General features: G+C 47.8%; 16 protein-coding genes and 1 pseudogene. 4 read left to right on the forward strand and 13 right to left on the reverse strand.

Features of this window, described 5'->3' with window-relative positions:
* Positions 1 to 234 precede the first annotated feature (234 nt).
* The 7 genes from BLW29_RS21640 to BLW29_RS21670 form a co-directional block, all read right to left on the reverse strand.
* Entirely contained in the window at positions 235 to 1,845 is a 1,611-nt protein-coding gene (locus BLW29_RS21640; protein WP_090983437.1) for a response regulator, read from the reverse strand.
* Positions 1,823 to 3,589 carry a sensor histidine kinase gene (locus tag BLW29_RS21645; protein ID WP_256208774.1) on the reverse strand — a complete coding sequence of 589 codons (1,767 nt, stop codon included), beginning with the start codon at positions 3,587 to 3,589 and terminating at the stop codon, positions 1,823 to 1,825. The genes BLW29_RS21640 and BLW29_RS21645 overlap by 23 nt, the downstream gene beginning before the upstream one ends.
* Positions 3,590 to 3,608: 19 nt before the next feature.
* A complete protein-coding gene (locus BLW29_RS21650; RefSeq protein WP_090983440.1) occupies positions 3,609 to 5,333 on the reverse strand; it encodes an extracellular solute-binding protein in 1,725 nt (574 codons plus the stop codon).
* Positions 5,334 to 5,589: 256 nt separating this feature from the next.
* The gene (locus tag BLW29_RS21655; protein WP_090983442.1) at positions 5,590 to 7,380 is read right to left on the reverse strand and encodes a type 2 periplasmic-binding domain-containing protein; all 1,791 of its coding nucleotides are present in this window, start codon (positions 7,378 to 7,380) and stop codon (positions 5,590 to 5,592) included.
* Positions 7,381 to 7,422: 42 nt separating this feature from the next.
* Positions 7,423 to 8,391: a carbohydrate ABC transporter permease gene (locus BLW29_RS21660; RefSeq protein ID WP_143044446.1), complete on the reverse strand. Its 969-nt coding sequence runs from the start codon at positions 8,389 to 8,391 to the stop codon at positions 7,423 to 7,425.
* Positions 8,388 to 9,308, reverse strand: a complete 921-nt coding sequence (locus tag BLW29_RS21665; protein WP_256208775.1) for an ABC transporter permease subunit — start codon at positions 9,306 to 9,308, stop codon at positions 8,388 to 8,390. The genes BLW29_RS21660 and BLW29_RS21665 overlap by 4 nt, the downstream gene beginning before the upstream one ends.
* Positions 9,309 to 9,709: 401 nt before the next feature.
* Entirely contained in the window at positions 9,710 to 10,852 is a 1,143-nt protein-coding gene (locus BLW29_RS21670) for a hypothetical protein (protein ID WP_090983444.1), read from the reverse strand.
* A 753-nt stretch (positions 10,853 to 11,605) separates the two neighbouring features.
* On the opposite strand from BLW29_RS21670, the gene BLW29_RS21675 reads away from it, so the two are divergent.
* The gene (locus tag BLW29_RS21675; RefSeq protein WP_090983446.1) at positions 11,606 to 11,980 is read left to right on the forward strand and encodes a hypothetical protein; all 375 of its coding nucleotides are present in this window, start codon (positions 11,606 to 11,608) and stop codon (positions 11,978 to 11,980) included.
* Between the two features lie 202 nt (positions 11,981 to 12,182).
* On the opposite strand, the gene BLW29_RS21680 is transcribed toward BLW29_RS21675, so the two are convergent.
* The gene (locus BLW29_RS21680; RefSeq protein ID WP_218147122.1) at positions 12,183 to 13,712 is read right to left on the reverse strand and encodes a collagen-like domain-containing protein; all 1,530 of its coding nucleotides are present in this window, start codon (positions 13,710 to 13,712) and stop codon (positions 12,183 to 12,185) included.
* A gap of 210 nt (positions 13,713 to 13,922) precedes the next feature.
* Positions 13,923 to 15,017 (reverse strand): YheC/YheD family endospore coat-associated protein, encoded by a 1,095-nt coding sequence (locus BLW29_RS21685; RefSeq protein WP_090983450.1) that lies wholly within the window; start codon positions 15,015 to 15,017, stop codon positions 13,923 to 13,925.
* A 444-nt stretch (positions 15,018 to 15,461) separates the two neighbouring features.
* Between BLW29_RS21685 and BLW29_RS31200 the strand changes: the two genes are divergently transcribed.
* The 3 genes and pseudogenes from BLW29_RS31200 to BLW29_RS21705 all read left to right on the forward strand — a co-directional run bounded on the left by BLW29_RS31200 (position 15,462) and on the right by BLW29_RS21705 (position 18,415).
* Positions 15,462 to 16,121 (forward strand): hypothetical protein, encoded by a 660-nt coding sequence (locus BLW29_RS31200; protein WP_143044447.1) that lies wholly within the window; start codon positions 15,462 to 15,464, stop codon positions 16,119 to 16,121.
* Between the two features lie 121 nt (positions 16,122 to 16,242).
* On the forward strand, positions 16,243 to 17,073 hold the full coding sequence (locus BLW29_RS21700) for a hypothetical protein (protein WP_090983456.1): 831 nt from the start codon (positions 16,243 to 16,245) through the stop codon (positions 17,071 to 17,073).
* Positions 17,074 to 17,194: 121 nt separating this feature from the next.
* A pseudogene (locus BLW29_RS21705) lies at positions 17,195 to 18,415 on the forward strand (tyrosine-type recombinase/integrase).
* 84 nt (positions 18,416 to 18,499) lie between these two features.
* On the opposite strand, the gene groL reads toward BLW29_RS21705, so the two are convergent.
* The 4 genes from groL to BLW29_RS21725 all read right to left on the reverse strand — a co-directional run bounded on the left by groL (position 18,500) and on the right by BLW29_RS21725 (position 21,828).
* On the reverse strand, positions 18,500 to 20,137 hold the full coding sequence (gene groL / locus BLW29_RS21710; protein ID WP_090983458.1) for a chaperonin GroEL: 1,638 nt from the start codon (positions 20,135 to 20,137) through the stop codon (positions 18,500 to 18,502).
* A gap of 82 nt (positions 20,138 to 20,219) precedes the next feature.
* A complete protein-coding gene (gene groES / locus BLW29_RS21715; protein ID WP_090983460.1) occupies positions 20,220 to 20,501 on the reverse strand; it encodes a co-chaperone GroES in 282 nt (93 codons plus the stop codon).
* Between the two features lie 217 nt (positions 20,502 to 20,718).
* Positions 20,719 to 21,459 carry a twin-arginine translocase subunit TatC gene (gene tatC, locus BLW29_RS21720; RefSeq protein WP_090983508.1) on the reverse strand — a complete coding sequence of 247 codons (741 nt, stop codon included), beginning with the start codon at positions 21,457 to 21,459 and terminating at the stop codon, positions 20,719 to 20,721.
* Between the two features lie 135 nt (positions 21,460 to 21,594).
* On the reverse strand, positions 21,595 to 21,828 hold the full coding sequence (locus tag BLW29_RS21725; RefSeq protein WP_090983462.1) for a twin-arginine translocase TatA/TatE family subunit: 234 nt from the start codon (positions 21,826 to 21,828) through the stop codon (positions 21,595 to 21,597).
* Positions 21,829 to 21,833: the final 5 nt, after the last annotated feature.

The following is a 21,833-nucleotide window of genomic DNA, read 5'->3' on the forward strand; positions in this document are numbered from 1 at the left end:
ATAGATTCATCTGAATCCGAACCAAGCCGGTCTACGAAAATAGAGGCCTCTCACAAGTTCAATGAACTCCTGAGAAGCCCTGGTATTCATGACTTGGACGCGACGAGTTCCTCGAAAGGGAACGAAGACGCGAGTCTTTGCCCAGCTTCCATGAACTTCTCCATGTCTTACGTTCTGCCGCCACGTCCGTTTTTTCACCTTCCATTCTGTAGGGTAAAGAGGCGAATTCGTTCTTTACAATCTCGCCGCTTCTCGGTACTCCTGCGGCGTCACGCCCGTTGCTTTTTTGAAAAAACGGGTGAACGACTGAGAAGCTTCATAGCCGACTTGAACCCCAATCTCTAGCACCTTTAACTCATCGTTCCTAAGCAATTCCTTCGAGCGCCCGATTCGAGCGGCTTCAATATAATCGGATAGATTCACGCCGCTCTCTTGTTTGAAGAGCCTTGATAAATAAGACGGATTGAAGTGGATGTAGCCGGCGAGACGAACAAGCGAAAGATCCTCGTTCAGATGCTCCTCGATATAAGCTCGAACCTTCCGGATTGCTTCGGCAGCGCGATTCCTTTCGCCCGAACTTCTTAGCTCGAAGAGGGTCTCCGCCGTCGTTCGGAGGAATGCGAACGCCTCCTCCCACGACGCGAATTCGTCGCGGCGCATGAGGGCCGAGACGTCGGCCAACTGGTCCTCCATCTCCCATCGGTTGATATAAGACAATATGACCAGCGAGATTGTATAATACAGCTCCATCAGGTACGCGCCATTGACCTTCTCAGACTCCGTCAGCTCCAGGAAAAGCTGGAGGAATTCGGCACGTCTGCCGGCTTCCAGGTGCGCTGACAATGCATCCGATTTGTCCCTAGGCGAACCTTCTTTCGTGCTGCATGAGACATCGAGGTTCACTAACTGAACCATTAGAGCTCCATCGCCCGCCCTTACCTGCCGCTGCCTTCTGATCCTGTCGTAGAACGAAGACAGCTTCATCCATTCGCAGGGTCGGTCGCTTAATGAAATTGCTGCAGAGATACCCAGATTCTCCAAGCACGCTTTCTGGATTAATTCAAACTGTCCTTCCAGATACGGAAGAATGGGCGCTCTCTGAGCTTCGTTCCGATCAGCTCGTTCAGCCGACGGCTGAATGAACCAGACAGGATCTCCGAAACGGTCGATCATTCCGAGGATCCGGGCTTGGCCGGATAAGAAGCTCTCCGCAAGCAGCGTCACTGCTAGAGCCGATTCCTGCCGATTTGCATAAGACAGCACGTCAGTGGAGGCATAGGAGAGATCCCCGAGCGCCAGATAGACCGGCTTGTCGGCAGCAAGCGGGACATTCAGCTTGCGGAAGTCCACTCCTAGGCCCAGGGCTGGCTTCACTCCGTGCAGCAGGTGGCGAAAGTACTCGCCGCGCGCCAGCACTTCCAGCGTGTTCAGCTTCTCCTGTGCCTGCCGGACCAATTCGTTCCGGCGGAGGCTGTCGTCCAACTCGGTCACCGCTTCACAGACGGCTTGGATAACTTTCGGGTACCCTTCGCTCTTGAGCAAGTATTGCACGCCTGGCGTCTGAATCGCTTGATACACGGAATCGAAATCGCTAAAGCCGGTCAGAAAGATCACCCGGCAATACGGCCAATTCTGTTTGATGATGGACAAGAGCTGAATTCCGTCGATCCCGGGCATTCGAATGTCGGACAGCACGATATCCACCCGGGTTCGATGAAGCCAACTCAGCGCTTCCCTGCCTGAATAAGCCTTGCACAAATCCAATCCCATATTACGTTCTGCAAGCGTCTCGTATATACCGTCCGTTATCATCTCTTCATCGTCAACGATCAGCAATCGGTACATCCAATCGCTCCTTCCTTGGAAAATGAAGTATCACTTGAAGTCCGCCAAGAACGCTGCGGGCTACGCCAAGTCCGCCTCTCTCGCCGAACGTTATCGACAAGCGGCGATGGATATTGACCATCCCTGTCGTCTCCGCATATTCATCCCGATTGGCAAAGGCCAACGATAATTCGTTAAGCTTCTCTTCCGTCAAGTCGTCGCCGTTATCTTCAACTACAATGCGGAATTCATCTTCCTCGCTCTCGTAGCGAACGACGATTAACCCGTCTTCCTCCTTACGCTCAAGGCTGTGCTCGAAAGCGTTCTCTATAAGAGGCTGTACGATCAGCCGAGGCACTTGGATATGCGCGAATTCCTCCGGGAGATCCTCGAACCGCGCCCGAATGCGCCGCGAGAAGCGAAGGAGCTGAATCTCCGTATACGTTCGAGCATGTTGGATCTCCTGTCCGAGGGGAATCTCGTCGGAGGCGCTTCGGGTTACGAAGCGAAAGTACTCACCGAGTTGAATCGCGAATTGATCAACCCGTTCCAAGTCTCCCCTCCGTGCCATCGTGCTGAGCATAAACAAGCTGTTGAACAAAAAATGAGGATTGATTTGCGATTGAAGCTGCTTCAGCTCCGCACGCTGAGCCAGAAGTTTCTGCCGGTAAGCTTGATCGATCAGCGACCGTAGATTCGCAACCATCTGGTTAAATCGGTTATACAAATAACCGAATTCATCTTTGGAAGCGTGCGTGATGACTTGATCCAAGTCGCCGTTCTCCACGCGGCGGAAGCTCTTCACGAGCCGAAGCAGCGGCTTGTGTATGAATTTATACGTCGACATCGCATACAGAGCGACAATTGCAAGGGCAGCCACCGCGAACAACCAAGCCCACGTATAGAACTTGTCCAATGGCTTGCGGATGACCTCGGATGGAATGAATCGGTAGATGGCCAGATTCAATTTATCCGAACCGGCGAATACGACATAATACATATGCCCTCCGAACTCGCGGGCTTCCACATAGTCCTTGGAGATTTTTCTTTGTCCGATGGTAGAAGAAGCGTCGTTCAAGAAGGAAGCAACGGAACCGCTCGCAAGCTGGATGCTCTCATTCTCGGAGACGAGCAAGGTGCCGCTTCCCGAATAGGTATTAAATTGGGCCAGCGCTTCCTTCAGCTTCTGTTGGTCCAATTCGATCTCGACGACGAATAACGGCTTCTCCTTCGGGCTTCCGCTTGGTTTCGCTGCACTAAGGAAGAGCCCCTTCCTCCACTCGATGATTCTTGTATTTCGGCTGCCATAAACGGAGCGTATTGCCTCATAACGCTGTTGATCAAGCGGACTAACACCGTCGACGGACGAGATCGTGCGTTCGATCGGGTGAATGTAGACGCTTACTTCTTTAATGTACATGCTGCTGTTCTGAATAAGGTATAGACGATTGCGCAGCGAGTTGATCATATCGGTCTTCTCGATGACCCCCATCCGATTCCAGAGGAGCGTCAGCTTGTTCAAATCCTCGTCTTCAAGCAGTCCGAATTGCAGAAGCTTGATTCTCTCGATTTCGTTCTCGAGATCGGTTAGATAGAAGGCCGTCTGAGAAGCCGCCGTCTTGGCGATATCCTCTCTCGCCGTGTGAACTGTCCATTGATAGAGATACCCTCCCAGCACTATTAAAGGCATCAAGATAAGCAAGAACGTAAAGATCAAGCGGAGGAATACGGTTCTACGAATGGATAACACCGGCGTGTTGAACATGATCCGCGCCTCCTCGAGGTTACTTCTTCATGGAAGCATAATAATCATTGACTTCCTTCGTCATCTGTTCGCCGCCAAGCTTGTTCCAATCCTCCACGAATTTATCGAAATCATCGATCGGCGCGCCGAGGATTATTTTGACGAAAGTCTCGTTTTGCATCTTCTCGAGCGTCGATTGCCTTTCCACCATCGTTGCCGTCGGGGCCCCTACGAATTTATCGAACAGAAATTGATGATTCTTGTCGTATTGATCGACGACAGCTTCAGCGCCTTCGGGTCCGTAGATGCGTTCCCAGCCCCATAAAGCGAAGCCTTCCTTCGAACCGGATGCGTACGCATCCAACTTCTGCTGAACCGCCTTCGCTTCACCGGACAGCTTCGGCTTGTCGCCTGTCTTGCGCACTTCGTCCAACGTTCTGAACAACTCGAGGTTCTTCCTGGTCGGTGCCGGTTGAACCATAGACAGCTGCCATACGCTCTCTGCATCCGGCGGCGCGTAATAGTACTCGTTCTCCTGGGTCGCTCCCCAGTTCTTCTCGACATGCTTATTGAACAGCTTGATTAGTGCCTCGGGATAAGCGGCTCCCTTCCGAACGGCGAAAAACTTCGTCGTGCTGAACTTTAACGGATTCATCGCAAGTCCCGCGGATTCGGAAACGATCGGGAATGCGCGCCACTGCGCGTCTGGATCATTGTTCTTATTCAATTGCAACGGCCAGATGGAATTCCATTGTTGACCGAATTCCATGCCGATTTTACCGTTCGCGATGACTTCGGAGATCTTGCTGCCTTCCTTGACACCGAACTCCGGATCCAACTCGCCGTTGTTGTACATCGTTTGAAGCGAATGAAGCGCATTTTTCATTTCGGGCTGAACACTGCCGTATACGAGCTTGCCCGGCGAGTCCTCCAGCCAGATGTTCGGGTAAGCCCCATAACCGGCCATAAACCCCTCTAATCCCATTGCGCTTCCCCACAAGTCCTTCGTGATGGCGAGACCGAAAGTGTCCTTCTGGTTGTTGCCGTCAGGGTCCCGCTCTGCAAACGCCTTCGAGATTGCCAGGACGTCGTCCATCGTTCTCGGCGCCTTCAATCCCAATTTATCCAACCAGTCCGTACGGATCCAGATGAACTGCGCTTGTTCGATCGACGATCCCGTCTGCGGAATGGCCATAAGTCTTCCGTCGAACGTCGCGGCATCGAACGGTCCTGAACCCTCCTCGGAGAGAATTTCCTTGAGCAGAGGAGAAGCGTATTTCTCGTACAAATCCGTCATATCCTCGATCTGGTTCGAATCGGCCAGCTGCTTAAGCTGAGTAGCATTGACCGGAATGATGTCCGGAAGGTCGCCGGAAGCCAAGGTCATGTTCATCTTCTGCAAGTAAGGATCCGACGTATCATTCCCTTTGATCACCCAGTTGTTTTTGATCTTGATGCCAAGTTTGTCTTCGTATAGTCGAGTCCAACGGTTATCCTCGAACGTCTCGTCCTTCAATACGCCCAGAACGTTGTTCTCGACGATGTCGCTCAGATTGCGTACGGTCGTGATCTCGATCGGCGGGTCGTATGTCCCAAGCGGATCCGCCGCTGTTTCCTCCGTGTTACCGTCGGATAGATGGGATCCAGAAGGGCTCGCTGTTGCTTTGTTATTGTTATAATCATTGCCGTCACAGGCAGTTAGCATCGCCGTGAGCAGCATGGCCGAACCCAAAGCCAGTATAGAAAGAGCTCTGCCTCTATACATCGCAATCCGCCTTTCTTGGCCTGACCTCCTATAGGGTCTTACGAACATTATAGGCTGACGTGAAAGCAACCGACAACGCATTATTCCAGGGTGAATGAAGCCAAGCTAGCGCCGCCCATACTCGTATACGTGAAATACAACGCTTGAATGCCGTCCGGATTGTATTCCCAGGAACGGAAGAGCCCCGAATTCAAAGAAAACACGGAGGAGGATATCACTTGGATATCCAGCCTCCCTGCTCGATAAAAAGATAAGTTTACTTATTAGCCAACGCTTCGGCGCGCATTTTTACGATTTTTTGAGCTTTCGCCGTATCTGCGGCCACGACGTCCTTCCAGCCTAGGCCTTCTACATCCTTCTGCATCTTCGTCCACAGCTGGTCGAATTCCGCTTGATTTTTGGCGAAGACCATTTTCCAGGATGTATTCTTCATATAGTCCGAGATCTGGCTGCGTTTGTTCTTAATATCCGAGGAATCGGTTCCAAGGCTCGTGTTGATGTTGGGCACGATGTCGATCATATTGTTCTTCTGGTAGTAGTCCGTTGCGTTCTCGGCATTGAAGGCGCTCTGCCAATCCGTCGTCAGAGCGGTCTTGTTCGCTTCGAGCGTCGTGCTCCAGTAGGTGCTGTTGTAGAATTCCTTGGTTTCCGGGTCGATCATGAAATCGCTCATAATCATGCTGTTGATCTTACTTTGTCCGTCCTGATATCCGCCGCCGCCGTACTGATCCGGAACAGGCGTATTATTCTGGAAGGCGGTCTGTCCGGTTTCCGTCAGTTCGAATTTACCATCGGCTGTCTTCTGGTAATTGAACCCTTCAAAACCGTTCGTATAATAGCGAAGCCCTTCCGGAGAAACGAGCCAGTCCATGAACTCCATAATGCGATCTGGATCCTTCGCCTTCGAGCCGATCGCGAACACTCTTCCGTTGCCGAAATAAGCGTCGCTGGTCTGAATGATGCGGGTATCGGCGATCGGAATCGCCACGTTGCCGTCCCCGTTCTTGCCTCTCTCGATGGAATTGTAGAAGCCTCTCTGCCACGAGTACCATAGTAGCAGTACCTGCTTGTTGGTCAGCTTCTCCGACACTTTGTTCCAATCCTGGGTCATCGCGTCGGGATCGATCAAGCCCAACTGATTGGCGTTAAAGTAAAATTGTACAATCTTCTTATACATGCTGTTGTCGTCGACGAGCGGAACGATATCGCCCTTCGCATTCAACTGAATGGTCGACGTTCCGTCCGGCTGCTCGTATCCGTACCAGTTGCTGAGCCAGCGCACGTTCTCCATGCTGCCTCCGTCCCAATCCTTCCACAACGTGATCGGCACGATCGACTTGCCATCCGGCGTCTTCGGATATTTCTCGTGCATCAGCTTCAGGACGCTCAGTAGATCATTCAGATTGTTCAGCTTAGGCGCCCCGACACCCTTGTAATAATCCCAAGGCATGATCGGGCTCGAGTACGGGATCTCCTCCGAGAAAGTCGTCGGAGAGGTATCGGCTTCGAAGGTCGGCAAACCGTAAATCTTGCCTTCCGGATTGACTTGATCGAAGCCTGCGTTAAACGGCTTGAAATGTTTGTCCACGAATTGGGACAAGTGCTTCTGATCCTTGAGCTTATCCGTGAGGTCCATGACGAGTCCGGCCGGAATCAATTCCTCCAACTGGCTGTTATCGATGATCAGAAGATCCCCCAGATCGCCTGCCGCCGTCCTCGTTTTGTACAACTGATCGCCTGCTACCTGCGGAGCCAGAATGTTCAACGTGATATTGAACTTATCCTTGATCAGCTTGCCGTACCACCCGGTCTGTTCTCCTTGGTAATTGGCTGCATTGTCGAATACGGTGATGGTCAGCGGTTTACTGTGATCGATTGCTCCGGTGGACTGAGACGTGCCCTCGTTCGTATTCACGGAACTGGACGGCTCCTCGGACGCCGGCGAGTTCTCCGATCCGCTGCACCCTGTCAATGTTGCTGATACTAGGAAGACACCGGCTAACGATACCGCCATTGATTTCCATACGGCTTTCCTGCTCTTGATCATTTGCAACCCCCACTTTTAGTTAATTTATTATAATGGCACGGTTCAACCTTTTACGGCGCCGATCATAATTCCTTTTACGAAGAACCTCTGGAATATCGGATAAATCAACAAAATAGGGGCCACGACGATAACGGTCACCGTCATTCGGATGGAGGTCGTCGTCTGCTTGGTCGCCAGACTGGCCATGGCAGTCGAGCCGGCATTCTGCAGATTGACCATGGTCGATAAGGAACTCGCCTGATTAATGTAGTTGTAAAGGATAAACTGCAAGCTGTAGAGCTTGCTGTCCGTCACCAGCAACAACGTATCCTGAAAGGAATTCCACTGATCCACGGCCGCGAAGATTGCGACCGTCGCCAGTATGGGCTTGCATATTGGCAGCATAACCTTAATGAAGATGGTCATGGTTCCGGCTCCGTCAATACTCGCCGCCTGCTGCAACTCCTTCGGCGTCGATTCCACAAACGTCTTGACCAGAATGATGAAGAAAGGCGCAACGATCGTCGGCAGAATATAGGCCAGAAAGTTGTTGGTCAGGTGCAGCGATCTCATGGTCAAATACCATGGAATAATCCCGGCGCTGAAGAACATCGTGATAACCGTGAAGCGATACCAGAATTTCCGCCCCCACATATCTTCCTGGGAAAACATGAAGCCGAGGAATGCAGAAGCAGCAACCGTTAATGAAGTTCCAATAATCGTTCTTCCTAACGACACAAGCGCGGCATTCCCGAGCCCTGGGATCTTAAACACGTCGATGTAGTTTTGAAAATGGATCTGTTTCGGGAGGAACACGACATCTCCTCTGGCGCTGATATCGTTGGCGCTGATGGTGTTGATGATGATCGAGTAGAATGGAAAGACACATAAGAAAGCGAAAAGGGAAAACAAGGTGTAAATGACGACGGTAATCAACTTGTCCGTCGCGCTGACCTGATAGTTCACTTTCTTATCGATGCGGCGTTGATGTACCTGTTCATGCTTCGTCAGTTCAGCTGCACTCTCGCTCATACGATGCTCTCTCCTCTTAACAATTTGGACAGTCCGTTCACCGAGAAGAGAAGCACGACGCTGATTGCACTCTTCAGCATGCTGATCGCGACGGACACGGAATAGCTGCCGCCTCCCATAGCCAGGTTGTAGACATATAAATCCAATACCTGAATGCTGTCCTTGTTAAAGGCATTCTGGAAGACGAAATATTGCTCCAGCCCGTTATTCAGGAAGCTTGCGATTTGCAGCATCAATAGCACGAAGTAGGTTGGCAGCATGCTTGGAAGGACGACATGCCGGATCACCTGCATTCTTGTCGCGCCGTCTACATGAGCGGCTTCATAAAGAGAGTCATCGATCCCCATAATAGCCGCGATATACAGGATGGCCGACCAGCCTAATGCTTTCCAAGTCGTCCACATCCACATCGTGAACCACACATGGTCGGAATTCTGGAGAAACAAGATGGGAGAATCGACCATCCCGAGCTGCCTCAGCAGGCCATTGATGATTCCTTCGCTGGAGAACATGGAGAAGGCCAGCGAATAGACCAAGACCCAGCTAATGAAATTTGGAAGGGTGGTGACCGTCTGAATAAACTTCCGGAAACGGACGGCTTTAATCTCGGTCAGAAAAATGGCGAATATCATGGGAAGCCAAGAAAAGAGTAGGTTTAATCCGCTCATTCCGAAGGTATTCTTGATGATCTGCAGCAGCTGATCGATCTTCACTTGGTTTTCAACCAAGGATTGAAACCATTTAAACCCGATATATGGCGATTTGGACAACGGAATCGGCGGCATATAGTCATAGAAGGCATAAATCCATCCGTATAGCGGATAGTAGGCGAAGACGCCAAGTAAAATCATGAACGGCAGGATGTAGAGAAATTTGCGTATGGACATGCTTCTCATGCGATAGGGTTGCGTTCTCACTTTGTCATTCCTCTCTTCCATTATTCATAGGCAAATCAATGATCCCGACTTCAATCCCCCTCGGTTTGGTAGCGCTTTATTGTTTGCGCTTTCATTATAGTCAGACCGGAAATCCCTAAACAACGAGCATCTTTTTACTTGCTTAACCATCGTTTACACATTCACGGTTTTTCTAGTCGGAAGAGGTGAGGCGGAAAATTAGGAAGGCGATCTCGGCCACAAGGTGGACGACGATAGAACCCACGTCACACAACAAAAAAGAGGCTTCCCATAAGTTCAATGAACTCGTGAGAAGCCTCTTGGAAACTTAATTAAACACTGAGTGTTCGAAAATAATAGCAATCTGCATTCTCTTTTACATTATTTTGCTCGATAAACCGCCCTCCATCCTTGTAAAACATCTAAAAATTGAACTGGCTCTTTACTTGAAGGATCAAATATCGCAATTCCTGAGTAGTGATTTCCAGCACTATAGAACCATGCATCATCAATCTCATTACTCCACGAACTTCCATCTCTATATACTTTTCCGCCATTTCAATTCTATGCCATGTCTTCTCGTTAGTTTCATACCATTTCTTCTGTCCATCGACATCACATAGCAGGTAAATAATATTAAAATCAGATACTACCTTTACAATTTTTCCACTAATTTGGGATTCATCAAAAGTATGACGGTAAATTTCTTTTTTACCCGTTAAATCATATTTTCTTAAAACATTACTAGCAGAATTAATCTGATATAAATAATCGTGTGTAACTCCATTTTCTTCATTAGAGGAAAGTGAAATAGTGCAACATTCTTCATAATCATTACTTTGCATCACTTTAATATTTGATGTATCAATTACGTATACATGGTTACTTTCATCAGCAATTACTGCCGCATTGAATTCTCCACCAAGCCAATACTTTAGCACTTTTAATGTACCCAACTTACTAATATCTTGTAGCTGTACGGTTTGAAGAATTGAAATCGTTTCTGGGGATTGGGTTGAATCTCTAGGATCCTCCATACTAATCTCGGAAATATATCCATTTTTCATGTCAAACAATACTATGTTAAAGTCTTGTCCAACAAATATCTTTAATTCATTGCTATAAGCGCTCGGCAACGGAAAGCTAAATAAGGAGTTGGTTAGAATATCTCCTTCTTGGATATTATTTAACGGAGCAAACACTAGTGCTTTATCTTTAGTTACTAGATACCCCCCACTGTTACCCGTTGCATCAGCTGAGTAATCGATTGAGTTTGAAGCCAATGTTTCCCAATCGCGGGTTTCTTTAATAGGCTCAATTGTTAAGTTACTTAGTGACTCGACTACCTTCACCTTGTCAGGCGAAAACCACACTTCGTCTAAAGCGGAACTACTCTCGTCGTCTGTCAAAACTGATGACTGTTCATTAATTTGTATATTCTCATTTTCAGAAACATGCTGTACTCCATCAGTTGAATTGGCATCACCTATAAAATTAGCACGATATCCATATAAACCCACAAACATAACTAGAACCCCGAGTATAATAAATAAATATTTTTTCATAAAATCACCTCTCAGAAGATCCGAAAACTAGAATAGTTACTTTTATATATAACAGGTTTTGGGATTAATAGGAACCTAATTATGAGTCCGGTTGTATAGGAAGGTTCACCACAACCCTCATTCTCTTTCTTATACCCGCTACGGACACAACGGATACGAATCTCGCCTTCGATTCATGGCTCGTCTTTTCCACAAGGACGACGACACGACTAAGAACGTGTATCTGCACGTTACAAAATCAACATAAAAAGAGGCTTCCCATAAGTTCAATGAACTCATGAGAAGCCTCTAGTTTTCTGCCGATGCTACCCTTAGTTAATTCGGGATACCACCTTAAACCCCTTATAAATCAAGGGTTTTGGGCGATTATTACATCATGCCGCCCATAAGGTCGCAAGCTGCAACATTGTTAACGACAGTTTACGAGAGCACGTAAATTCTACGTTTTTGTGAATTGTCGTTGTAACATCTTTAACGAAAGAGAATCGTTTTTCACTTGCTTGCGTTACCCAATTGTTACCCTTTGCATCGTTGGAACATGGCTGCCGTTTTGTTGATAAACAACGGCAGCTAATCATTAAGCCAGCTGCCGACGTGTTAATTGAGCGATAGTGTCCCGTTAGCTTAATGAACCGATGATAACGCTTCAATTAACTATTATTGGAAAATTTATTGCAATGAAGATAATCATACAGGACAACCTTGGTTCAGTTTCATAGATTAAGATAAACATAAAAGAAAGGAGTGAATTTTATGCCATTAACAACAGGTTGGATCACAAATACACGTGATTTTGGAACAGCTGCAACAAACATTGTAGTAAATATGAAAAATGCTGATCAAGTTAATTCAGCAACGATCATCGTTCAAGTCCTGGGTTCGGTTGATTCCTCAAGTTTTGTTCCCGTTTATGCATCATCATTTATATTACCACCAAATACAAGCCAAGTTATGACGTATTTTATTGCAGGTAATGTTGCCTATGAAGTTCAATATGCAGTAATGGAATTAATTAATGAAGTTGTTGTATCTGTTTTCGGGATTGACGAATCTGGAAATCTCGTAACTAACCAAGGTTATTCAACACCTCAATTCGCTTTTATATCCCAATTAGATCCCTTAACTTAGGAAGGATCGTACTTGATCCCGTTTCAATCATGTTACAAATGTCAGTTACAAGAACAATGTTCTTGTCCTCCGACAAATCTGCGTAGCAATTTAAAAGATTCAAAATACCAATTACCCGCCCGACAGTTCAGTGTTTGGCATGATTATGGTTCTGGAACAGCTTTGAAAGCAACGCACAGTAACAACATTAAATCAATTTCATTTAGGCAAGTCGTGTTATAACAAAATGCGCGGAGACAGGCCTTGTTCCTCCTGCAGCAGGAGTAATTGTTAATGCAGCAGGATTGCCCGATGGATTTCGCAATGTGAGAATTGAATTGAGGACTGTTGTTTGTACAAGAGCCATTCCTACGATTTGAGAAGTGCCTGTTGCACGCCCTACCACCGTATAGGCTAAATCTACACCATTTAGCGTCAAAATCAGTTGACCCGCTTCGTCAATACTCACCTGAAACAAGACCATATAAGTCCCGATCGCAGACAGGTTAAATGTACTGGTGCCGGTGCGAACGATTCCTCCTCCACTAGAAGGTCCATCTTGCGGAAAACTGACGTCAGTACCCGGGGCTATCGTTGCCGCATTATCAGGAGGCATCAACGCATAAAAATCCGCAAAGTCTAGTACACTTCCGGTTGCGCCGGTTGCGCCGGTTGCGCCGGTTGCGCCGGTTGCGCCGGTTGCGCCTGTTGCTCCTGTTGCTCCGGTGGCTCCTGTGACTCCTGTGACTCCTGTAACTCCTGTTGCTCCGGTGGATCCGGTTTCACCTGTGGATCCGGTCGCGCCTGTTGCTCCGGTCGCACCAGTAACTCCCGTTATTCCAGTTGCTCCTGTTGCTCCGGTGGATCCAGTTTCACCTGTGACTCCGGTTACTCCTGTAGCTCCTGTTGCTCCTGTGGCTCCGGTCGTGCCTGTTGCTCCGGTCGCACCAGTAACTCCCGTTATTCCGGTCGCACCAGTAACTCCCGTTATTCCAGTTGCGCCTGTTGCTCCTGTGGCTCCGGTGGCTCCTGTGGCTCCTGTGACACCTGTCGCGCCTGTAGCTCCGGTCGCACCAGTGACTCCAGTTATTCCGGTTGCACCTGTTGCTCCGGTGACTCCCGTGACTCCGGTTACTCCTGTAGCTCCCGTGACTCCCGTTTCACCTGTGACTCCCGTTTCACCTGTGACCCCCGTTGATCCTGTGACTCCCGTTGATCCTGTTGATCCAGTTGCTCCTGTGAATCCTGTGACTCCCGTGACTCCAATGACTCCCGTTGATCCTGTTGCACCTGGGACTCCCGTTGATCCCGTTGATCCAGTTGCTCCTGTGACTCCTGTGACTCCCGTGACTCCCGTAACTCCAGTTGTACCTGTTGCCCCGGTTGCACCTGTTGCCCCGGTTGCACCAACGAATCCCATTGCTCCCGTTGATCCGGTTGCTCCTGTGCCTCCCGTTAATCCCGTTGCACCAGTGACACCTGTTGTACCTATAGCTCCGGTTATGCCAGTTGCCCCAGTTTCACCTGTGACTCCCGTTACTCCTGTTGCTCCCGATGCACCAGTAGTTCCGGTTGCACCTGTTGCTCCCCTTATGCCAGTTACACCCGTTGCGCCTTGAGGCCCTTGAGCCCCCGTAGGACACGGGAGACAAATGCCTTCCGGACCTTGCGGACCCTGCGCCCCTCTCGGACCTCTCGGACCTCTCGGACCTTGCGGACCAGGTGGCCCTGGAGAACCTCGAAATCTTCCCATAGGTGTATGCTCTCCTTTATTTAGACTGAACATCTTATGACCATGTGATGAGTTCAGTTATTTTGCCGGTAGAGACATCTTCCATCTTTTTGGAGTTTATTCCGCATGGCGATACTTGATGCACCTCAAAGACACGTTGCACGAACGCACCCGTTACTTCAACAAATAAAAAAAAAGGAGCTGCCGTGTGCAGCAGGCTCCTCACCTAGTTCATATTATAGGAATAGATGCTTCACTCACAGGTTCTGCAGACTCGTGTGTGAAATCTGAAGACTGAGAGAGATAATAAGCATATTCCAATGGTCTACTATAAACTAGATTTTTATATTTTAAACTCTTTATATCTTTGTATATACTTTTTTGAGGCTTTCCGTTCAGTTCAATAATCCACAGCTTGCCTTGTTCGTCTATTGCGAAATCCACGCTTAATTCTCCCAAAGAACCTATATGAACTTCCGCTACTTGCGCAGCCGCAAGGCTTACCTCATGAAGAGATTGGAAAATTTCATTGGTTTTATCCTGACTAAATACTAAAGGAATAATTTCTGCAGCTTCATAGATGAATTCACACATACTCGTATTGAAATACCGTTCATAAGCCACTCTGCATGCGAGTGTCGAAACCGTCCACTCTCCCGAAATATCTTTCTGAACAAGGACACGAATATCAAAATATCGGCGATTAAGCCGCTGGATACAAACCCCCTGCTGAACCATATAGTTCTCTGAGACGAGAAGTTCATCTAGTTTTTCCTGATAGCTTTCATTTGGTCTGCAAATATACCTCGGAGCCAAAGAATGCAAAGAGATATTGACATCCCCATGCTTCGTTTGTTCAACCCGGTATACAGACTTTCCCTTGAATCCATAAGTAGGCTTAATATATACGACATGATATTTCTCTAATAGTTCCGATACATTCGCTTGATCGTATGAAAGAGTCTCTGGAATATACGGGTTTAGCTCTGACTGTTTGAATAGGTTATAGAGATCCCATTTATTGAAGTAGTTAATCTTGTTGAAGCATTTGTTTGGTCCGATCACGTCCTCGAGACGTTGAATCGTGATTGTTTTTTTGTTATATGACCGATTATAAACGACGTGAGGGAAAGCGAAGGAGCTTTGTTTCCATAAGCCCTTGTTCAAGCTGAGTCCGTTAATACGTTGATTCTTCCAATTAATATCTGCTGGAGTAAAGGAGAAGAGGTGAAGGTTCAAACGGTCATAACGCTGATAAAGCTCCAAAACACTCCTTCTATCATTTTTATTGGATACTAGAATCCCTACTAATGGCCGATTCTCCATACTCTCCACTCCCTAGTCTTCAAACCTATAACAATATAATCTGGGAGTAGAGATTTTGAAAGGGACAATCACATACTAGGAAGGAAATTTAGGAAAAAATCACCACCCATTTTTCGATTATTTTAGGCGTTTATTGCCAGTTATTTTCGTGAACTTGAATATGATGAAGCACCTCAAAAATAGGGAGATGAATTAATGGGTAGATGTAAATGTCCTCCAGGTCCTCCGGGACCGGAAGGACCTCGAGGGCCGCGAGGACCAGCAGGACCTCCAGCAGAAGGAGCCCAATTACTTCAAGGACTTGCTGGAGCAATAGGAGAAGCTGGACCCGCTGGACTTGCCGGAGCGCTTGGACCCGCTGGATTAGCAGGACTTGCTGGAGCAATTGGCGCGGCTGGACCCGCTGGACTTGCGGGGCTTGCAGGCGCACTTGGAGCAGCTGGATTGGCAGGAGCAACAGGAGCAACAGGACCAGCAGGACCAGCAGGACCAGCAGGAGCTATAGGACCAGCGGGAGCTGCAGGACCAGCAGGACCAACAGGAGCAACAGGGCCTACAGGATCTGGGGGATTAATTCCATTTTCAACTGGGATCATTATTAGCGGCGCTACAGTCGTATCAGCTGCTCCAATTTTAATGGGTTTTGGCAGTCACACGGTTGAAGTTATTGACGGTTCGGGAGAATCGACTATGCCTCCCGAAGCAGGTGGTTTTGCTTTCCCAATTCCCTTTGCTGGTACGATTCAAAATTTACAAATAAGTGCTGATCTACTGGTTGCTTCTGTCGTTTCTATAAATACACTCGGTCTTCAATATGACTTTACCGTGTTCCTCGCACCGTCCGTTCCTAATAACGGGATTGATCATAGCGCTTCGCCTTACGTGACCACTCCACTAACTAGCTCGCTACGTTTCGGATTTCCGAATAATATCATTACAGCAGGCACTTTCCGAGCCGCAACGAATATAAACGTGGGATCTTTAGTCGTTGCTGCTGGCGATCGTATAGGGATTCGTATAAGGACGCTTGAGTCTACGGATCCCTCTGCAGCTGATATCACGCAACTTTCATTTAGCGCCAGCCTATCTTATACTCCTTCTTAATAGACAAATTACTGAGTTAATCTGCCCTAATCATAATAAGGCTGCCGGGGATGGCAGCCTTAACTTCTTTATTGGCTAGCTCCTTTCTCTTTCAATGCTACAAAGAAAAGTTTGGTGAGCCATGGTTTATAAATTAAATTCCACGTCTGAGCTTGCTGTTCAAGCAATTCGTTTCTTCGACCCGACGAAGGAATCATTAAGCGATTTGAACGACATTTCACGGTACTCTATCATGACGCATGTAACAGGATCAGGGCTTGATGAACTTGACCTTCCACAAATGGGAAGAGCACTAATTTGGGATATAGATTCCTGGCGGGATAGTGACCTCGTTCGGGAGAACAGGAATAAGGTGCCTCGAACCAACCAGAAGATGATGGCCGACATCGCCGTCGAATTCTCTCGGCTCAAGAACGATGATGAAATCCTTGAATTTGCGAAGGTTTACGGATTACTTGGTTGCCGACTAATTCACCAGCAGGATTTTATTTCTGACGTGTTCAATTACAAACATTTTTATTATCACTTCCAAGCATTCTACGAACCTCTTTCATATTGGGAATGGCACATCGATCATGTCCGGACGCTACTAAAGTGGTACAGCCAACTCCTAGATGAACCGAACGCCAAGATCCGAGAACAGTTAATTCGCCGCGTCGAGTGGTATATGCGTGATGGCATCCGCCTTACGACAGGTAATGTTGAATCAAATGAATCTCGACTGGGCTTTGTCATAAAAGAATCAAGAGAAACTATTTTCCTACTAGGAGCCATCTATTACGATATCTGGCGGCGTTTAACGGATGAAAAGCCAATAAAGATGTGCAAAGTTTGTGGGAATCCGTTTCAAAGCGTTCGTAAAGATGCCGCCGTCTGCTCGAAGGCATGCCAAAAAAGGCTGGACCGCAGCCGACCAAAGGGTGATATCCAAGCAGATGAAAGGGGGCATTAAAACCTTGGCCGAATTTCTCAGAACCGGATCTGCGAATACGTATGACTTAAGCGCTCAGCGCAGCATTCGGCTATTTTGAAGCAAGCAATGATACTGAACCATAAGAACGGAGGAATGTTGGATGGCGTACTTATACAAGCCTCATTGCAAATGTCCCGGCAAGCAATCCAAGAAATGCTCATGCGGTGCATCTTGGTCGTATATGGTCAATGTCGGGATTGACCCACAGACGGGACGTCGCAAGCAGAAGAAAAAAGGCGGGTTTAACTCGAAGGCCGAAGCTGAGCAAGCTGCAACGGTCATGTTAGCTGAACTGTCACAGGGTACATATATCGAGGAACAGAACATTACGTTCGAGCAATTCGCTATAGATTGGCTTAACGGATACCAAGGTACAGGAAAGGTCAAAATCAGCACCATCCGAGTAAGACAGCATGAGATCGGCAAGCTGATACCCTATTTCGGTAAACTGCGGCTGCGCGACATCACAAAGAAACGTTATCAAGATGCGCTCAACAATCTGAAGTCGCAGGGCTACGCCGATAACACTATTGATGGTGTGCATCGTACGGGACGGATGATATTCAAGCGAGCAGTAGAGCTTGAGGTAATAAAGAGTGATCCTACCGAGTATTCATTTGTTCCAAAAGTACAAAAAACGGTAGAAGAGCTTGAACAGGAAATCGAAGTACCTAAATATTTGGAGAAGGAAGAGCTCGCACTCTTTCTACGGACTGCCAAGGATAAAGGCTTGGACGGCGACTTTGCCATCTTCTTGACGTTGGCCTATACAGGTATTCGCGCTGGGGAGCTTTGTGCGCTTAAATGGCGGGATATCAACTTTGCAGAGCAAACAATAAGTATCACGAAGACGTATTATAACCCGACGAACAACACGAAGGAATATCATCTCCTTCCACCTAAAACGAAGACCTCGAAACGCGAAATCGATGTTGAGGATATTGTCATAGGTGAGCTTGAGCGGCAACGGGCAAAACAGAACATTATTATGATGCGATACCGCAAGAGCTAACACGATCATGATTTTGTTTTTGCTAAGTCCGATGAAGAGAACGCTGGATACCCGGAGTACCTCAAACAAATTCAGAATCGTATGGCTAGGCTGCTGAAATTAGCCGAACTCAATCCTGAACTAACTCCCCATTCTCTGCGTCATACGCACACTTCGTTACTGGCAGAAGCCGGAGTAAGCTTAGAAACGATTATGGCGCGTCTCGGGCACAAGGACGACGATACAACCAAGAACGTGTATCTGCATGTCACGAAACCAAAGAAAAAAGAGGCGTCCCACAAGTTCGGTGAACTCATGAGAAGCCTCTAGTTTTCCGCCGATGTTACCCTTTAGTTACCCAAAGGACAACCTCGCACCTTCAACCCCTTATAAATCAAGGGTTTTGGGCGATTATTACATCATGCCGCCCATACCGCCCATGCCACCCATGCCGCCCATGTCAGGCATGCCTGGTTTGTTAGCTTCTGGTTTGTCAGCAACAACAGCTTCAGTTGTCAGGAACATCGCTGCAACGGATGCTGCGTTTTGAAGAGCGGAACGTGTTACTTTCGCAGGGTCAACGATACCTGCTTCGAACATGTTAACCCACTCGCCAGTAGCTGCGTTGTAGCCAATGCCTACTGCTTCTTTCTTCAGACGCTCAACGATAACGGAGCCTTCTTGACCCGCGTTAGCCGCGATTGTGCGAACAGGCTCTTCAAGAGCGCGAAGCACGATGTTTACGCCTGTTTTCTCGTCGCCGACAGCGTTAACTGCTGCAACTGCTGCGTATACGTTCACGAGTGCAGTACCACCACCGGATACGATACCTTCTTCAACTGCTGCGCGAGTCGAGTTCAGGGCATCTTCGATGCGAAGTTTGCGCTCTTTCAATTCGGTTTCAGTCGCTGCGCCAACTTTGATAACAGCTACGCCGCCAGCAAGTTTAGCAAGACGCTCTTGCAGCTTCTCACGATCGAAGTCGGAAGTTGTTTCTTCCAGCTGCGCACGGATTTGGCCGATACGAACATCGATATCTTTCTTGTCGCCAGCACCATCAACAAGAATTGTGTTTTCTTTGGTAACGCGGATTTGACGAGCTGTACCCAGTTGGTCAACAGTAGTCGCTTTAAGCTCAAGGCCCAGCTCTTCTGTGATCACTTGGCCGCCTGTAAGAGCAGCGATATCGCCAAGCATGGCTTTACGACGGTCGCCGAAGCCAGGAGCTTTAACAGCTACGCAAGTGAATGTACCGCGCAGACGGTTAACGAGCAATGTTGCCAATGCTTCGCCTTCAACGTCTTCGGCGATGATCAGCAATTGCTTGCCGGATTGTACCACTTTCTCAAGAACCGGAAGGATCTCTTGAATGTTGGAGATTTTTTTATCTGTGATCAGAATGAATGGGTTGTCCAGGACAGCTTCCATTTTATCTGTATCTGTGATCATGTAAGGGGAGAGGTAACCGCGGTCGAACTGCATACCTTCAACCACTTCAAGCTCAGTTACGAAGCCTTTGGATTCTTCAACCGTAATAACGCCGTCGTTGCCGACTTTTGCCATTGCTTCAGCAATCAGTTGGCCAACTTCTTCGTCAGCAGAGGAGATCGAAGCAACTTGTGCGATCGATTCTGTGCCTTCGATTGGTTTAGCGATTACTTTCAATTCTTCGATTGCAGCGCGAACTGCTTTCTCGATACCTTTGCGGATAACCATTGGGTTAGCGCCTGCAGTTACGTTCTTCAAGCCTTCGCGAATCATCGCTTGTGCAAGAACAGTAGCTGTAGTTGTACCGTCACCGGCAACATCGTTAGTTTTCGTAGCAACTTCTTTAACAAGCTGAGCACCCATGTTCTCGAATGCATCTTCAAGCTCGATTTCTTTCGCGATGGAAACACCATCGTTCGTGATCAATGGGCTGCCGAATTTCTTCTCAAGCACCACGTTGCGGCCTTTAGGACCAAGTGTAACTTTAACGGCATTTGCAAGTGCATCCACACCGCGCAGCATTGCGCGACGAGCGTCTTCGCCGAATTTAATTTCCTTTGCCATCGTAGATAAACCTCCTAGTTAATCTTATTAGTTTAAGTAAAAAGCGTTGCATGTATGTGGAGTCCAAGCCCCCGAAGGCGGCTTAACCCAGGATCGCGTGAATGTCGCTTTCTTTCATAATCAAAAGCTCTTTACCTTCGTATTTCACTTCGGTACCTGCATATTTGGAGAACAATACGCGGTCGCCTTCCTTAACTTCAAGCGCAATACGTACGCCGTCCTTAACCGCTCCGCTGCCCACAGCGATTACTTTGCCTTCTTGCGGCTTTTCTTTAGCTGTTTCCGGCAACAAAATGCCGCTAGCAGTCGTTTCTTCTTTCGCGATTGGTTCGATCAATACGCGCTCACCCAAAGGTCTGATCATGAAAAATAGCCTCCTTTTAATAGTAATGCTGCAAATTGTTTGTCCCGTTAGCACTCGCAATCATCAAGTGCTAATAACATTTCTAATCATAACGATTTTGATTGCAGATTTCAAGTCTCTCGCACTCAATTTATATGATTTTTACATTCCATTACCGGTGGAATGCAGCCAACATCCAAGCACAACAAACCAAAAAAGCCGGCTTTCGCCGACTTCTCTATTTGTCTCCATATTCTTCTTCCCAAGCTTGAGCAGCCTTTAATTGTTTGCCGTAGACAATACCCGAGAGCAACACGCTGAATTCATAGAGCAGGATGAGCGGAACAGCCACTAAAGAATCGGATATGAAATCCGGCGGCGTCACGACGATTCCGACAATAATCAGTAAGAAATACGCCAGCCGTCTCATTTTCTTAAGTCGTTTCGGATTCACGATGCGCAGCTGCGTCAGAAACATAATGACGATCGGCAGCTCGAAGAGCAGCGAAATCGGAATGACGATGTTAAACAGAAACGTAAAGTACTGAATGATCCCGTAGTTCTCTTCGAGGTTCAAATGCTTCGCAACATCGGTCGTAAAATTAAACGCCATCGGAAACACTACATAATAAGAAAAGGCTAATCCGATCAAGAACATAATCAGGACGAACGGAACAAACATAAGCGCCGCCCGTTGTTCCTTGCGACCAAGCGCAGGTCTCACGAAAGACCACAACTGATAGGCAGTTGCCGGCAAGGCGAAGATGAGGGCAATGACAAGGGCAAACTTCATATACATGCCAATACCGTCCCACAGAGAGAACGCATAAAATTTCATGCCCTTAACCGGTTCTTGATTCAGCAGAAATTGGTAAACCGGATTGGCCAAGAAGAGTCCAATAACCATTCCAATGACAAGAATGACTAGAATGAAAATAATTCTCTTCCTAAGCTCGCCGATATGGTCGAACAAGGTCATTAATTGATCGCCGCGAGCCGCTTCCTTCTCGGCTGCTTCATCTTTCTCAACTACCACCGCTATGCTCACCTCTTCTCACACCTGAAATCAGCTTGTACCGCCTTACCTGACGGTCATAAAAAAAGCGGGCCCCACTTACTCTGGGAGCCGCTTCTCGTCTTTTTGCTCATCGCGGTTAACTTCAACCCGACTCACTGGCTTGCGGTTGCGATCATCATCATCTTCCATGATATCCTTCGCACCGGCTTTAAATTCCTTCAGCGTACGGCCGAAAGCGCGTCCAAGCTCAGGCAGCTTATTCGGTCCGAACAACAATAGAGCGACAAGAGCAATTAGTAAAAATCCTGTGACACCAATTCCACTAAACATGATTG

Origin of the sequence: Paenibacillus sp. CF384 (genome assembly GCF_900106745.1) — a bacterium.
In the GTDB taxonomy this organism is placed as follows: Bacteria; Bacillota; Bacilli; order Paenibacillales; family Paenibacillaceae; genus Paenibacillus_Z.

What these genes read in the sequence shown, in the direction of transcription:
- BLW29_RS21640 (WP_090983437.1), bottom strand. Translation starts at nt 1,845, where the DNA reads ATGTACCGATTGCTGATCGTTGACGATGAAGAGATGATAACGGACGGT.
- BLW29_RS21645 (WP_256208774.1), bottom strand. Translation starts at nt 3,589, where the DNA reads ATGTTCAACACGCCGGTGTTATCCATTCGTAGAACCGTATTCCTCCGC.
- BLW29_RS21650 (WP_090983440.1), bottom strand. Translation starts at nt 5,333, where the DNA reads ATGTATAGAGGCAGAGCTCTTTCTATACTGGCTTTGGGTTCGGCCATG.
- BLW29_RS21655 (WP_090983442.1), bottom strand. Translation starts at nt 7,380, where the DNA reads ATGATCAAGAGCAGGAAAGCCGTATGGAAATCAATGGCGGTATCGTTA.
- BLW29_RS21660 (WP_143044446.1), bottom strand. Translation starts at nt 8,391, where the DNA reads ATGAGCGAGAGTGCAGCTGAACTGACGAAGCATGAACAGGTACATCAA.
- BLW29_RS21670 (WP_090983444.1), bottom strand. Translation starts at nt 10,852, where the DNA reads ATGAAAAAATATTTATTTATTATACTCGGGGTTCTAGTTATGTTTGTG.
- BLW29_RS21675 (WP_090983446.1), top strand. Translation starts at nt 11,606, where the DNA reads ATGCCATTAACAACAGGTTGGATCACAAATACACGTGATTTTGGAACA.
- BLW29_RS21680 (WP_218147122.1), bottom strand. Translation starts at nt 13,712, where the DNA reads ATGGGAAGATTTCGAGGTTCTCCAGGGCCACCTGGTCCGCAAGGTCCG.
- BLW29_RS21685 (WP_090983450.1), bottom strand. Translation starts at nt 15,017, where the DNA reads ATGGAGAATCGGCCATTAGTAGGGATTCTAGTATCCAATAAAAATGAT.
- BLW29_RS21700 (WP_090983456.1), top strand. Translation starts at nt 16,243, where the DNA reads ATGGTTTATAAATTAAATTCCACGTCTGAGCTTGCTGTTCAAGCAATT.
- groL (WP_090983458.1), bottom strand. Translation starts at nt 20,137, where the DNA reads ATGGCAAAGGAAATTAAATTCGGCGAAGACGCTCGTCGCGCAATGCTG.
- groES (WP_090983460.1), bottom strand. Translation starts at nt 20,501, where the DNA reads ATGATCAGACCTTTGGGTGAGCGCGTATTGATCGAACCAATCGCGAAA.
- tatC (WP_090983508.1), bottom strand. Translation starts at nt 21,459, where the DNA reads ATGACCTTGTTCGACCATATCGGCGAGCTTAGGAAGAGAATTATTTTC.
- BLW29_RS21725 (WP_090983462.1), bottom strand. Translation starts at nt 21,828, where the DNA reads ATGTTTAGTGGAATTGGTGTCACAGGATTTTTACTAATTGCTCTTGTC.